Raw genomic sequence first — 14,155 nt, 5'->3', positions numbered from 1 at the left:
GTTTTGAACGCTTAATCAAGATGATTGATAGTGGTGTAGTAAAGCCAGCTAATAGACCAACTTTAGTAAAAAGCTTAGGCGCTTTAGAGGTTTGGGATGGAAATTCAGGTCTTGGTAACACTAATGCAGAGGATATGACTGAAAGAGCGTGTAATCTTGCAAGTAATTATGGAATTGGATGTGTTGCACTTACTCATACAAACCATTGGATGAGGGGAGGAGCATTTGGAGCACAAGCGGCAGAAAAAGGTTATGCTGCAATTTGCTGGACAAATACCATTGCTAACATGGCTCCATGGGGAGCTCTTGATAATGCAATTGGAAATAACCCATTGGTAATGGCTGTTCCCTATCATGATAGCTATGTACTTTATGATGGTGCTATGTCTCAGTTTTCTTATGGTGCTTTAGAAAAGGCTATGATAGCAGATAAAAAGCTATCTGTTCCTGGAGGCTTTGATGAAGAAGGAAAGCTATCAAATGATCCAAAGGAAATAACTAAAACAGGAAGAGTTCTTCCGATGGGTTTTTGGAAAGGCTCAAGTTTATCTATCTTAATGGATATGATTGTAAGCTCTATTTCAGGAGGTTACTGTGTACCTGATATTAAAAATCAAGGAAATACCCCAGAAACTGAAACAAATCTCTCACAAATATTTATTGTTCTTAAGGTAGATAATAAAACAATTTCAGATGAAACTATTTCAAGAATTGTTGCCCAGATAAAGAATTGTAGACCTGTAGATAGTAGTAGTGAGGTTAGATATCCTAGTGAAAATCTACTAAAAATTAGACAAAAAAGTTTAACTGAAGGAATAGAAATTACTGATGATGTATATAACAGGATTTGCAATCTTTAATGATTGGGGGGCAGATTGAATTAATAAACTTATTGATATACTCTAATAGCTAAGAGGAATTTTTTATGAAAAAGGTATTATTACTTGCTTTATCTCTACTCTTGCTCTTTTCTTGTGCAAGTGTAGAAATGGGTCCTGCTAGTCACTCAATTGCTGTGCTGTCAACAACTGATATGCATGGAAGAGCTGCCAGCAAAGATGTAGCAACAGGTAAAGATGATTTAGCGTCAATGCCTAGAGTTGCTACTAGAGTTAATGAGGTCAGAGAGAATTTTGGTAGTAACATGATTGTAATTGACAATGGTGATACAATCCAAGGTACTTTAATGGCTCAATATGCTATTAACTATAAAATGGATGAAATTAATCCTATGGTAAGTGCACTCTCATATATCGGCTATGATGTATGGACAATGGGTAACCATGAATTTAACTTTGTTCCTAAGCAGAGAGATACTCAAGTATTATTTGCCCAAAATAATGGAATTAGCTGTTTAAGTGGTAATGTTACACTTCTTGAGGATGGAGTAGATGTACTTGGTAATAAGGCTAAATCAGGAAGTCCTTACTACCAGCCGTATGAAATCTTTAACTTTAAATTTGATGATGGCTTAAAAGCTAAGGTTGCAGTAATTGGCCTTGGTAATGCTGCTAATGCTAACTGGGATTTAGCAACTAACTATCCAAATTTAACATTCTCATCTCTTGAAAATCCAGAAGGGCTTCTTGCTAATGAAATTAGTAAATGGGTCAGTGTTGTAAGAAATAAAGAGAAAGCAGATATTGTAATTGTTGCTGTTCATAGCGGACTTGGAAAGGCCGATGAGTTTAGCTTAGAAAGCCAAACTTTAATGGCTGCTCAAGCAACTAGTGGTGTTGATTTAATTATTTGTGGTCATGACCATCAGCCAAATATTACAATCACAAAGAATTGTGAAGGTAAGGATATTTCAATTGTTAATGGTGGAGGAAAGGCTTTAACAGAGTCTATTCTTACAATTAGTTTTGAAAAAGGTAAGGTTACTGGTCTTAACATTGAATCAAATTTAACTAATCTTGATAGCGTAAATCCGGATGAGACACTTAGTGCTATGATGGATGAGTGGTATAATGATACTTATGCTTGGGCAAGTGCTCCAATTGGAAGCTTTGATAACGGTTGGAATAGTGTTAAAGCAGAAGCAGAGGGCAAGAGCAATAATGATATGATTCTTTCTCAAACTGCTTTAATGGATTTTATTCATAAGGCACAAATTTGGTGCACATGGCAAAGTGAAGGTGTCGAAGGTGCAACTGTTTCATTTGCTTCTCCTGTATTTGGTACCGATGCAAATAGAAATTTGAGTTTTGTACCATCAGATGGAGATACAATTTCAACTCTTGAACTTTCAAAACTTTATAGATACTCCAATAACCTTTTATGTGCAGTAGAGCTTACAGGGCAAGAGCTTTATAACTGGATGAATAGTGTTGCAAATATGTATTGTATTAAAGATGGAAAGGTTGCAATGGGAGAGGGTGTATCAATTTATGGCCTTGATACCTTCTACGGTGTTGACTATGAAATTGATCCATCTAAGGAAAATGACTCTAAGCTTGTTAAGGCAGAAATTAATGGCGTTGATGTAAGACAAATTAGTTCAGTTAAGGTTGCTTTGAACTCTTACAGACTCTCAGGTGGCTATGGTTTTGCTGAAGCAACAGGTAAGAGCGAAGCTGATTGTTTCTGGACAGCTAGCCAGTTCCTTGGCTCTGATAGAGCACCTGTTCCAACACAAATTGGTGAGTATGTAAAAGCTATGGGTGTTGTATCCCCAAGTGATAATGTAGCTCATGGATATGATTCTACTTGGAAGATAATTAAATAATATTTTCTTTTATGGTCACAGTTTATTTAGCTGTGGCCTTTTTTTATATCATTTAAGTAAATTGTTATAATTTGAATAATAAATGAAAAAAAATACATTTCTTTGCATAACACATTGACTTTCTTTTATAAAAAGTTGTAAAAACGTGTTATCAAGTTTAGAGATTAAAGGAGGTCAAAGATGACAGGTTTCAGAAATGCAAATATTAAAAAGCCACTTCCTTTGATTGCTCTTATTTCTCTTATTATCGTAGTGCTACTTAGAAACTAAACCACAGGCTTAGTTCTTTTTTGTTGTAGCCCGTGGTTGAAAAGAATCACGGGTTATTTTTTTAGATAGGAGGTCTTGATGGAAGACATAAAGAGACGAACGACTCTTGCAATACTTGTTAATAACAAAGCAGGTGTTCTTATGCGTGTTGTCGGTCTTTTTTCTCGCCGTGGCTATAACATTGATTCTCTTTCTGTAAGTGAAACAGAGAATCCATTAATCAGCCGTATCACAATTGTTGTTACATGTGATGCACTCATTATCGAACAAATTAAAAGACAGGTTGAAAAGCTTTTTGATGTCATTAGAGTTTATGAGATGACTCAAGGTGGATCACTTCAGAGAGAGCTTGTACTTGTTAAGGTAAAGGCAGATGAAGAGACTAGATCACACATCGTTGAAATTGGAGATATTTTCAAGGCCAAGATAATTGATGTTACACCTCAAACTGTAACAATGCAGATTACAGGAACTAGCGATAAGCTTGATTCCTTCTTCTCCCTTATTAAGCCTTACGGAATTGTAGAGCTTGTTAGAACAGGAACTACTGCTCTTGAACGAGGTTCTAGAGCATTAAGTGAAATAGAATTTGAAAATTGATACTCATGGAGGATGATATGAGCAAAATGTATTATGAACAGGACGGAAATCTGGACTTACTTAAGGGTAAGACAGTTGCTATCATCGGTTACGGCAGCCAGGGACACGCACATGCCCTTAACCTGCACGAGAGCGGTGTTGATGTTGTCGTAGGTCTCTACGAGGGATCAAAGAGTTGGGCAAAGGCTGAAGAAGCTGGTTTAAAGGTAATGACAGCAGCTGAAGCAGCAAAAGTAGGTGATATCATCATGATTTTAATCAATGATGAAAAGCAGGCTAAGCTTTATAAGGAATCAATTGAACCAGGTCTTTCAAAGGGTAAGTATCTTGCATTTGCACATGGCTTTAACATTCATTTTGGCCAAATTAAGCCACCAGCAGATGTTAACGTTATTATGATTGCTCCTAAGGGCCCAGGTCATACAGTAAGAAGTCAGTTCCAGGAAGGTAAGGGTGTTCCTTCATTAATCGCAGTACACCAGGACCCATCTGGAGACTCAGAGCAGATTGCTCTTGCATATGCTTGTGGTATTGGTGCTGGTAGAGCAGGTGTATTTGTTACTTCCTTCAAAGAAGAGACAGAGACAGACCTCTTTGGTGAACAGGCAGTACTTTGTGGTGGTGTTACAGCTTTAATTAAGGCAGGTTTTGATACTCTTGTTGAAGCTGGTTATCAGCCAGAAATGGCATACTTTGAGTGCTGTCACGAAATGAAGCTCATCGTTGACCTCATCAACCAGGGTGGTCTTGCATATATGAGATATTCTATCTCCGATACAGCTGAATACGGTGACTACATCACAGGACCAAAGATCATCACAGATGATACAAAGAAGGCTATGAAGGAAGTTCTTAAAGACATCCAGGAAGGTACTTTTGCTCGCAATTGGTTACTTGAAAACATGGTTGGTAGACCATACTTCAATGCACGTAAGAGAATTGAAGCTGAGAGCCTTTTAGAGACAACAGGTGCTCGCCTCAGAAGCCTCATGAGTTGGCTTAAGAAATAATTAAATTTTAGGAGAATTGAGATGGCAGATAGAGTCTATTTTTTCGATACAACGCTCAGAGATGGTGAACAGGCTCCAGGTTACTCCATGAACTTGGAAGAGAAGATCAAAATCGCTAAGCAACTCGAAGCCCTAGGAGTAGATATCATTGAGGCTGGTTTTGCCATCTCATCTCCTGGTGATAAAGAGAGTGTGACAGCAATTGCTAGCGCAGTTAAAAACTGTACTGTTGCTTCTCTTGCTCGTGCACTTAAAAAAGATATCGATGCAGCATACGATGCTGTAAAAAAAGCAGAAAGTCCAAGAATCCACTTATTCTTAGCAACTAGTGATCTTCATCTTCAGTATAAGCTTAAGATGTCTAGAGAAGAGGCTCTTGAAAGAATTAGAGATAATGTTCGCTATGCAGCTTCTCTCTGTTCAAATGTAGAATTCAGCTTAGAGGATGCAACAAGAACAGATTTGGACTATATGTGTCGTGTTGTTGAACTTGCTATTAAGGAGGGTGCAACAACAGTTAACCTTCCTGATACAGTAGGTTATTCAACACCTGCTGAGATTGCTAACATGGTCTCATATGTAAAAAACAACGTTCCAAACGTTGATAAAGCAATTCTTTCAATGCACTGTCATAATGACCTTGGCCTAGCAGTTTCTAACTCAATGGCAGGTGTAGTTGCAGGTGCAAGACAGATTGAGTGTACTCTTTGTGGTATTGGTGAAAGAGCTGGTAATGCAGCTATGGAAGAGCTTGCAATGCTTATGCATACTCGTCCTGATTTATATCCATATCAAAATAACATAGTTACAACTGAGATTACTCGTTCTGCAAGACTGCTTTCATCAACAACTGGTGTAAAGATTAACCCTTCTAAGGCAATTGTAGGTCAAAATGCTTTTGCCCATGAATCAGGTATTCACCAGCATGGTGTTATGGCTAATAGTAAAACCTATGAAATTATGACACCTGAAAGTGTTGGTCTTACTCAAACTAATTTAGTTCTTGGTAAGCACTCTGGCCAGCATGCATTTACTAAAAAACTAGTTGAACTTGGTTATGAGCTTCCTAAGGAAGATATTGATCGTTTATTTGCAGAGTTCAAAAAGCTCACAGATAGAAAGAAAACTATTTCAGATAGAGATATTATTGCATTAGTTGAATCAACAGAGGATGTTAAGAGCCAGCTTTGGACACTTGAAAACTTTGTTGTTAACAGTGGTAATCACATGACTGCTACAGCATGTATTACCTTGAGAAAAGGTGAGAAACTCTATCAAGAGGTTGCAGCAGGTACAGGTCCTGTATACGCTGCATTAAGAACTGTAGAAAAAATTATTAGACACCCATTTAGCTTAGAAGATTATCAGCTTCAAGCAGTTACGGAACATAGGGACGCCCTCGGGGAAGTATTGGTAAAAATTAGTGATAATAATGGCGTATTCCGTGGTAGAGGTGTTTCAACAGACGTTATTGAAGCAAGTATTTTGGCTTGTCTCAATGCAGTTAATAAGATGCTTGATGATTCAGTCACAGGTATGAGAACTGGTGAGAGCGCTATGAAGATGAGTTTTGAAAACGATATGCTCATGGGACACACTGATAAAACAGAGGAGAAGTGAAGATGCAGATGACCATTACTGAGAAGATCTTAGCTAAAGCTGCAGGATTAGATAGCGTTCACCCAGGTCAATTAATCATGGCAAATTTGTCCATGGTACTTGGAAACGATATTACAAGTCCTGTTGCTATAAAAGAGTTTCCAAAATTTGGTAAGAAAACAGTATTTGATAAAGATAAGGTAGCAATGGTCCCTGATCACTTCGCTCCTAACAAAGATATTAAAGCTGCAGAGCAATGTAAGTGTGTACGTTGCTTTGCTAATGAACATAATATTACTAACTATTTTGAGGTAGGAGAGGCTGGTATTGAACATGCACTTCTCCCTGAAAAAGGACTTGTAACAGCAGGTGATGTAGTTATTGGTGCTGATAGCCATACTTGTACTTATGGTGCCCTTGGAGCCTTCTCAACAGGTGTTGGTTCAACTGATATGGCATGTGGAATGGCAACTGGCAAGGCTTGGTTTAAGGTTCCTTCATCAATTAAGTTTGTTTTAAAGGGCAAGCTAAAAAAGTATGTTACAGGTAAAGATTTAATTTTACACATTATTGGATTAATTGGTGTTGATGGTGCTCTTTATAAGAGTATGGAATTTACAGGTGAAGGTGTTAGCTCTCTTTCAATGGATGATAGATTTACAATTTGTAATATGGCAATTGAAGCAGGAGCTAAAAATGGTATCTTTGCAGTTGATGATAAGACTATAGAGTACTTAAATGAAGCAGGTGCTGCTACTCCTGTTATTTTTGAAAGTGATAGTGATGCACAATATGATGATGTTATTGAAATAGATTTATCAAAGCTTGAAAGCACCGTATCATTCCCTCATCTTCCTTCTAATACAAAGACATTTAGCAATATGCCAAAAGTAAAGATTGACCAAGTAGTTATTGGCTCTTGTACTAATGGAAGAATTTCAGATTTAAGAGCTGCGGCAGAAATTCTAAAAGGTCGCCATGTTGATAAGTCTGTAAGAGCAATAATTATTCCGGCAACACAAAAAATATATCGTCAGGCAATGCATGAGGGGTTATTTGATATCTTCCTCGATGCAGGATGTGTAATATCAACTCCTACATGTGGTCCATGTCTTGGCGGTTATATGGGTATTCTTGCTGCTGGTGAAAGAGCAATTTCAACAACAAATAGAAACTTTGTAGGAAGAATGGGGCATGTTGAGAGTGAAGTATACCTAGCATCTCCACATGTAGCAGCTGCAAGTGCTGTAACTGGATATATTACAGATCCTAATACACTTTAAGGAGAAAATGAGATGAAGACTAAAGGTAAAGTATTCAGATATAAAGATAATGTTGATACAGATGTTATCATCCCAGCACGCTATTTAAATACTAGTAATGCAGAAGAGCTTGCTTTACACTGCATGGAGGATATCGATAAGGAATTTGTTAAAAATGTTAAAAAGGGCGATATCATCGTAGCAGATAAGAACTTTGGCTGTGGATCAAGTCGTGAGCATGCTCCTCTTGCAATAAAGACAAGTGGAATAGGTTGTGTTATTGCACGTTCTTTTGCTCGCATTTTCTATAGAAATTCAATTAATATTGGGCTTGCTATCTTAGAGTGTGAGGAGGCTTGTGACCACATTGAGAGTGGAGATGAGGTTGAGGTTGACTTTGATAGTGGATTAATTAAAAACCTTACAAAGGGTGAAGAATATCAAGCAGAGCCATTTCCTCCGTTTATGCAGAGTTTAATTGCTGCAGGTGGACTTGCTCCATACATGGCTAAGGAGGCAGAGTTATGAATTTAAAAATTGCAGTAGTTCCAGGTGATGGAATTGGCCCAGATATTGTTAATCAAGCCATTAAGGTATTAGATAAAGTTTGTGAACTTTATGGTCACAGTGTAAGTTATGAAACTGTATTAGCTGGTGGTGCTGCCATTGATAAGTATGGTGTTTCTCTTCCAAGCGAAACATTAGAGACTTGTAAGAAAAGTGATGCTGTTCTTCTTGGTGCAGTAGGTGGTCCGAAGTGGGATAATGTTGAATCCTCAAATAGACCAGAGAAGGCTCTTTTAGGACTTAGAAGTGGTCTTGGCTTATTTTGTAATTTAAGACCTGCAATACTTTATAAGCAATTAAAAAGTGCTTGTCCTCTCCGATCTGATATAATTGGAGATGGCTTAGATATCATGGTAGTTCGTGAATTAACTGGTGGTATTTACTTTGGTAAAAAAGGTAAGAGTGAGGATTGTAATTCTGCTTATGATATCATGAGCTACTCAAAACCAGAAATTGAAAGAATTGCTAGAAAGGCTTTTGAGATTGCAAAAAAGAGAAATTCAAAGGTAACTAGTGTTGATAAAGCAAACGTACTTGAAACTAGTAGACTTTGGAGAGCTACAACTGAAGAAGTTAAAAAGGAATACCCTGAGTGTACACTTGATCATCTTTATGTTGATAACGCTTCAATGCAGCTAGTAAAAAATCCACACCAATTTGATGTTATTCTAACTGAAAATATGTTTGGTGATATTCTTTCTGATGAAGCAAGTATGATTACAGGTTCTATTGGAATGCTACCTTCAGCTTCTTTGAGAGAGGATAGCTTTGGTATGTATGAGCCGATTCACGGATCTGCACCAGATATCGCTGGACTAGATATAGCTAACCCTATTGCAACAATTTTATCTGTTTCAATGATGCTAAGATATACATTTAATCTTTCTCCTGAAGCTGATGCAATTGAGAAGGCTGTATACCAAGCGCTTGAAGATGGATATAGAACTCCTGATATATATACTGATGGCATGATTAAAACTGGTACTATCGGTATGGGTGATGCTATTGTGGAGAGATTAAAATGAAAAGAAGTGATGTAATGTCTCAGGGGCCTGAAAGAGCTCCTCATAGAAGCCTTATGAAGGCATTAGGTTGGACAGATAAAGAAATTAATATGCCAATGATTGGTATAGTATCTGGTTACAATGAGATTATTCCAGGACATGTTCAGCTAAATCGTATCGTTGATGCAGTAAAAGCTGGTGTCAGAGAAGCTGGTGGTAACCCTGTTACCTTCCCTGTTATCGGTGTTTGTGATGGTATCGCAATGGGACACACAGGAATGAAATACTCTCTTGCATCTCGTGAGCTAATTGCTGATTCAATAGAGGTAATGGCTACAGCTCATCCATTTGATGCTCTTGTACTTGTTCCAAACTGTGATAAGATCGTTCCTGGTATGCTAATGGCAGCTTTAAGATTAAATCTTCCTACAATTGTTGTCTCAGGTGGTGCAATGCTTGCAGGACACTTACCAGGTGGTGATAAGAGAGGTATGAGCCTTTCAAGCATGTTTGAAGCAGTTGGTAAGCATGCTGCTGGAAATATGGATGATGCAGAGCTCCTAAGATGGGAAAACAGTGTTTGTCCTTCTTGTGGTTCATGCTCTGGTATGTATACTGCAAATAGTATGAACTGCCTTTGCGAAGCAATTGGTGCTGCTCTTCCAGGTAATGGTACAATCCCATGTGTATATTCAGCTCGTGAGCGTTTAGCTAAAGAGAGTGGATATAAAATTATGGAGCTCTTAGAAAAGAATATTAGAATTCGTGATATCATGACTCCAGATGCCTTTGAAAATGCATTAAAAGTTGATATGGCTCTTGGCTGTTCAACTAATACAATGCTTCATCTTCCAGCACTTGCTCATGAAGCGGGCTTTAAGATTGATATTTTCAAGGCAAATGAAATTTCTGCACAGGTTCCTAATCTTTGTCACTTAGCTCCTGCAGGAAAAGATCACATTGAGGATTTAAACCTTGCTGGTGGTGTAATGGCTGTAATGAAGGAGCTTGATAAGAAAAACCTCTTAAAGAGAGATTTATTAACAGTTACTTGTCATACAATTGGAGAAAGTTTTGATGAGGCTCAAAACTATGATCCTGAGGTTATTAGACCAATTGATAATCCATATTCAACAACTGGTGGTATCGCAGTTCTTCGTGGTAACTTAGCTCCAGATGGTGCTGTTGTTAAGCGTTCAGCAGTTGCTCCTGAGATGCTTGAGCATACAGGTAAGGCAAAGGTTTACAACAGCGAAGAAGAAGCTATCCAAGCAATTTTCTCAGGTAAAATTGTATCTGGTGATGTTGTTGTAATTAGATACGAGGGACCAAAAGGTGGTCCAGGTATGAGAGAAATGCTTTCTCCTACATCTGCAATTGCCGGAATGGGACTTGATAAAGAAGTTGCATTAATTACAGATGGTAGATTCTCTGGCGCTACTCGTGGTGCTTCTATTGGTCACGTATCTCCTGAAGCAGCTTTAGGTGGAACTATTGCTTTAGTTGAGGATGGAGATGAGATTCATATAGATATTAATAAGGGAGTCCTTGAGCTTTTAGTAAGTGATGAGGTTTTAGCAGAGAGAAGAAATAACTTAAAGCCTTATCAAGCTAAGATTAATACAGGCTATCTTGCACGCTATGCCCAGAGAGTAACATCAGCAAATATGGGCGCAATCTTTAAGGAGAATTAAATTGCAAATCACAGGTGCTCAGTTAATAATTGAATGTCTATGCGAACAGGGAGTTGACCGCGTTTTTGGTTATCCAGGCGGTCAAGTAATTCCTCTATATGATGCTCTTTATCTTAATCGTGATAGAATTAAACACATCCTTACAGCGCATGAACAGGGTGCTAGCCATGCAGCAGATGGATACGCTCGTTCAACTGGTAAGGTAGGTGTTTGTATTGCTACCTCTGGTCCTGGTGCAACAAATCTTGTAACAGGTCTTGCTACTGCATATATGGATTCATCTCCAGTTGTAGCAATTACAGGTAACGTACCTGTAAATCTACTTGGTAGAGATAGCTTCCAAGAGGTTGATATCACAGGTGTGACTATGCCTATTACAAAGCATAACTACATCGTTAAAGATAAAAATGAGCTTGCATCAACACTTAGAGAAGCATTTAGGATTGCAAAAGAAGGTCGTCCAGGTCCTGTTTTAGTCGATATTCCTAAGAATATACAGCAGGACTTAATCGATTATGAAAAGGTTGAAATTGAACCAATTAAGAGAAGTACCTCTAGACTTAGGGATGATGATATTGAGAAGGCAATTAATTTGATTGCTGCATCAGACCGTCCTATGTGCTATATCGGTGGTGGTGTAATCAGATCAGATGCATCTAGTGAGCTACTCGATTTTATTGAGAAAATTGATGCACCAGTTTGTTCTTCTTTAATGGGACTAGGTGCAGTTCCAAGTAAGAATGAACGCTTCACTGGCATGGTTGGAATGCATGGAACTAAGGTCAGTAACCTTCTTATTAACTCATGTGACTTATTAATTGTAATTGGTGCACGTTTTTCAGACCGTGTAATTAGTAAGGGTACAACATTTGCAACTCAAGCAAAAATATTACAACTTGATATTGATCCCGCTGAGTTTGATAAGAACATTGTTTCAGATAGTCATGTAATTGGTGATGTTAAAGAGATTTTAACTATTCTAAATTCAAGACTTGATAAGAGAGATCACAAAGACTGGATGGAGAGGGTAGCTGATTTAAAGAGAAGATTCCCAATGAAGGTTACTCTTGAATCAAAACGTCCTCGTGAAATTTTAAGAGCTCTTGATAAGGTTCTTTCAGAGGAAAAAGATGCTTTTGTTGCAACTGAGGTAGGTCAGCACCAGATGTGGGCTGCACAGTATCTAAAGCACAATAAGCCAAGACATTTCTTAACTTCTGGTGGCCTTGGAACAATGGGATTTGGTACAGGCGCTGCAATTGGATCACAGGTCGCTAATCCAGAGGCTAGGGTAGTAAATGTTGCGGGAGATGGTTCTTTTAGAATGAACTGCAATGAACTTGCAACAATTGCTCGCTATAAGCTTCCAATAGTGATTTTAGTTTTCAATAACCATTGCTTAGGTATGGTTAGACAGTGGCAGAACCTCTTTTTCCAAAAGCACTACAGTGAAACCACTCTTGATACCCCACTCGATTGGGTAATGCTAGCAAATGCATATGGTGTTAAGGGTATGAGATTAAAGGCCGATGATGATGCACTTGCAGTATTAAAGTCAGCTTTTGAGCTTGGTGAAGGCGTTGTTGTAGATTGCGAAATCCCAATTGATGATAAGGTATTACCAATGGTAGCTCCTGGTGCATCAATAAATGATATGATGGGCTTTATTGATAACGAGGAAAATTGAAGTCTTTAGGCTATCTTGTGTTAGGTAGCCTAATATTTTTTTATTGACATAATTTATAATTCTGTTAATATTGATATGTGTTAGCAGAATTTTTTCAGTAATAAGAATTTGCATGGTATTGACGAATATCTTTGATATTGGTAATATCGTTAAAGTGTCTTATCACGGAAATAAACTAGAGAGGTTAAAATAATGGCAACTCCAAAGTATAAAACATCTAAATCTAAGGCAGCATCACGCAAGGCTGCTAACATGAAGCTTGCAGCTCCAACTCTTTCTCCTTGCCAGACATGTGGAAACCTTGTTCCATCACACCAGGTTTGTCCTAAGTGTGGTTACTACAACGGTAAGCAGGTCATCGAGAAGGATGCTGAATAAGGAGAATTAAAATGACACAAGATCAGGTTCTTGCAAAAGTTAAAGATCTCGTTGCTGAAAAGCTTTCTGTAGACCCAGCTAAGGTAGTTCCTTCTGCATCATTCAGAAAGGATCTTGGGGCTGACAGTCTTGACACTTATGAACTCGTATATGCTATTGAAGAGGAATTAGGCGTAACTATTCCTGATGATATGGCAACTGAGTTTGAAACAGTTGGTGACGCTGTTAATTTCCTAGCAGAACAGCTTGGCTGATCGTGGAAAAGTACTATCTAAAGGCTCCTCAGCTTAATCAGAAGCGAATTGAGGAGCTTTCTGTTTTTCAAGACAAAATAAATATCCATTTCTCTGAGCTAAGACTTCTTAATCTTGCTTTTACTCATACTTCTTATGCAAATGAAGTATTTGGTGATGTTGATAATAATGAGAGATTAGAGTTTCTTGGAGATAGTATACTTGGTATGGTTACTGCTGAGTATCTTTTTGAAAACCTTCCAGTTTTGAAGGAAGGTGATTTTTCGCGCATTAAAGCAACTGTTGTTTCTGAGGAGAGCTTAAACGAGGTCGCAATAAAGCTTTCAGTTTCTGATTATTTACTTTTAAGTAAAGGAGAGGAAATGCATCAAGGGAGACAGAAAAAAGCCATCCTTGCCGACTGTATGGAAGCAATTATTGCTGCAATTTACCTTGATAAGGGCTTTGAATGTGCAAAATCTTTTATCCTTTCTTTTATCAAAGACCAAGTAGCTAAGGTCTTAGAGGGTAGAAATCTAAATAAGGATTACAAGAGTTTATTACAAATTTACTTTCAAAAGAAAAAGAATAAGGTTCCTGAATATCTATTAGACCATGTTGAAGGTCCTAATCATGACCAAAAATTCTATGTAAAGGTATTTTTAGGCCAAAAGTGCTATGGAATGGCTGAAGGAAGTAATAAGAAGATGGCAGAACAAAATGCTGCTCATCTTGCTCTTAAGCAACTTGGGCTTTGTGATTAAAGGAGCAATTTTTGAGGTTGCTCCTTATTTGACTAAATATTTATAGCTTATAGCCTAAGGTCTCAGCAATTGAATAAAACTCATCTTTATTTAATCCAGAGTCTAGAACTGCAGCATCTATAGTAATTATACCTTTACCAACTAAATTTAATAAGGCTTTAACAGCGATACTAATACCTTCAGTCCTTCCATTATTATAAGACTTCTCAGCATACTGTTGTACAGCATCACATACATGATCTTCACCTTCTACTGTTGTTTTATAAGTCATTGTTGTCTCCTATAAAAGGTCAATAGTTTTTTCACAAAAACCATTAACTTATTTTCTTTTAACAGGAGAACTTAAGAAGCCTCCTGTG

14 protein-coding genes are annotated in these 14,155 nt (G+C 37.8%); 13 read left to right on the top strand and 1 reads right to left on the bottom strand.

The window, feature by feature from the left end; genetic code table 11:
- From yiaK to rnc, 13 genes are all read left to right on the top strand, one after another.
- The coding region (gene yiaK / locus SOY52_RS09445; protein ID WP_320848706.1) for a 3-dehydro-L-gulonate 2-dehydrogenase at positions 1 to 860 on the top strand (860 nt) is incomplete at its 5' end.
- Between the two features lie 65 nt (positions 861 to 925).
- On the top strand, positions 926 to 2,728 hold the full coding sequence (locus SOY52_RS09440) for a bifunctional metallophosphatase/5'-nucleotidase (protein WP_320848705.1): 1,803 nt from the start codon (positions 926 to 928) through the stop codon (positions 2,726 to 2,728).
- A 348-nt stretch (positions 2,729 to 3,076) separates the two neighbouring features.
- The gene (gene ilvN, locus SOY52_RS09435) at positions 3,077 to 3,598 is read left to right on the top strand and encodes an acetolactate synthase small subunit (protein ID WP_320848704.1); all 522 of its coding nucleotides are present in this window, start codon (positions 3,077 to 3,079) and stop codon (positions 3,596 to 3,598) included.
- A 17-nt stretch (positions 3,599 to 3,615) separates the two neighbouring features.
- Positions 3,616 to 4,608: a ketol-acid reductoisomerase gene (ilvC, locus tag SOY52_RS09430; RefSeq protein WP_320848703.1), complete on the top strand. Its 993-nt coding sequence runs from the start codon at positions 3,616 to 3,618 to the stop codon at positions 4,606 to 4,608.
- 21 nt (positions 4,609 to 4,629) lie between these two features.
- Positions 4,630 to 6,228: a 2-isopropylmalate synthase gene (locus SOY52_RS09425; RefSeq protein ID WP_320848702.1), complete on the top strand. Its 1,599-nt coding sequence runs from the start codon at positions 4,630 to 4,632 to the stop codon at positions 6,226 to 6,228.
- 2 nt (positions 6,229 to 6,230) lie between these two features.
- A complete protein-coding gene (leuC, locus tag SOY52_RS09420) occupies positions 6,231 to 7,490 on the top strand; it encodes a 3-isopropylmalate dehydratase large subunit (RefSeq protein WP_320848701.1) in 1,260 nt (419 codons plus the stop codon).
- A 12-nt stretch (positions 7,491 to 7,502) separates the two neighbouring features.
- Positions 7,503 to 7,997, top strand: coding sequence for a 3-isopropylmalate dehydratase small subunit (leuD, locus tag SOY52_RS09415; protein WP_320848700.1), 495 nt, complete (start codon positions 7,503 to 7,505; stop codon positions 7,995 to 7,997).
- Entirely contained in the window at positions 7,994 to 9,061 is a 1,068-nt protein-coding gene (leuB, locus tag SOY52_RS09410; protein WP_320848699.1) for a 3-isopropylmalate dehydrogenase, read from the top strand. Before leuD ends, leuB begins: the two co-directional genes overlap by 4 nt.
- Complete coding sequence (gene ilvD / locus SOY52_RS09405; protein WP_320848698.1) at positions 9,058 to 10,734, top strand: dihydroxy-acid dehydratase; 1,677 nt, start codon at positions 9,058 to 9,060, stop codon at positions 10,732 to 10,734. Before leuB ends, ilvD begins: the two co-directional genes overlap by 4 nt.
- Position 10,735: 1 nt before the next feature.
- Positions 10,736 to 12,421 carry a biosynthetic-type acetolactate synthase large subunit gene (ilvB, locus tag SOY52_RS09400; RefSeq protein ID WP_320848697.1) on the top strand — a complete coding sequence of 562 codons (1,686 nt, stop codon included), beginning with the start codon at positions 10,736 to 10,738 and terminating at the stop codon, positions 12,419 to 12,421.
- Between the two features lie 192 nt (positions 12,422 to 12,613).
- On the top strand, positions 12,614 to 12,799 hold the full coding sequence (gene rpmF / locus SOY52_RS09395; RefSeq protein ID WP_154424531.1) for a 50S ribosomal protein L32: 186 nt from the start codon (positions 12,614 to 12,616) through the stop codon (positions 12,797 to 12,799).
- An 11-nt stretch (positions 12,800 to 12,810) separates the two neighbouring features.
- Positions 12,811 to 13,053, top strand: a complete 243-nt coding sequence (gene acpP, locus SOY52_RS09390) for an acyl carrier protein (protein ID WP_320848696.1) — start codon at positions 12,811 to 12,813, stop codon at positions 13,051 to 13,053.
- Between the two features lie 2 nt (positions 13,054 to 13,055).
- Positions 13,056 to 13,796, top strand: coding sequence for a ribonuclease III (rnc, locus tag SOY52_RS09385; RefSeq protein ID WP_320848695.1), 741 nt, complete (start codon positions 13,056 to 13,058; stop codon positions 13,794 to 13,796).
- A 40-nt stretch (positions 13,797 to 13,836) separates the two neighbouring features.
- On the opposite strand, the gene SOY52_RS09380 is transcribed toward rnc, so the two are convergent.
- Positions 13,837 to 14,067 (bottom strand): hypothetical protein, encoded by a 231-nt coding sequence (locus tag SOY52_RS09380; RefSeq protein WP_320848694.1) that lies wholly within the window; start codon positions 14,065 to 14,067, stop codon positions 13,837 to 13,839.
- Between the last annotated feature and the right edge of the window lie 88 nt (positions 14,068 to 14,155).

Source organism: Bullifex sp., from assembly GCF_034103065.1.
GTDB lineage: Bacteria > Spirochaetota > Spirochaetia > Sphaerochaetales > Sphaerochaetaceae > Bullifex.
This window is presented reverse-complemented; position numbering and strand designations above follow the sequence as displayed.

Coding starts and splice junctions, on each gene's coding strand:
- ilvC (WP_320848703.1), top strand. CDS start 3,616: ATGAGCAAAATGTATTATGAACAGGACGGAAATCTGGACTTACTTAAG.
- ilvD (WP_320848698.1), top strand. CDS start 9,058: ATGAAAAGAAGTGATGTAATGTCTCAGGGGCCTGAAAGAGCTCCTCAT.
- SOY52_RS09440 (WP_320848705.1), top strand. CDS start 926: ATGAAAAAGGTATTATTACTTGCTTTATCTCTACTCTTGCTCTTTTCT.
- leuB (WP_320848699.1), top strand. CDS start 7,994: ATGAATTTAAAAATTGCAGTAGTTCCAGGTGATGGAATTGGCCCAGAT.
- acpP (WP_320848696.1), top strand. CDS start 12,811: ATGACACAAGATCAGGTTCTTGCAAAAGTTAAAGATCTCGTTGCTGAA.
- SOY52_RS09425 (WP_320848702.1), top strand. CDS start 4,630: ATGGCAGATAGAGTCTATTTTTTCGATACAACGCTCAGAGATGGTGAA.
- rpmF (WP_154424531.1), top strand. CDS start 12,614: ATGGCAACTCCAAAGTATAAAACATCTAAATCTAAGGCAGCATCACGC.
- leuD (WP_320848700.1), top strand. CDS start 7,503: ATGAAGACTAAAGGTAAAGTATTCAGATATAAAGATAATGTTGATACA.
- leuC (WP_320848701.1), top strand. CDS start 6,231: ATGCAGATGACCATTACTGAGAAGATCTTAGCTAAAGCTGCAGGATTA.
- SOY52_RS09380 (WP_320848694.1), bottom strand. CDS start 14,067: ATGACTTATAAAACAACAGTAGAAGGTGAAGATCATGTATGTGATGCT.
- ilvN (WP_320848704.1), top strand. CDS start 3,077: ATGGAAGACATAAAGAGACGAACGACTCTTGCAATACTTGTTAATAAC.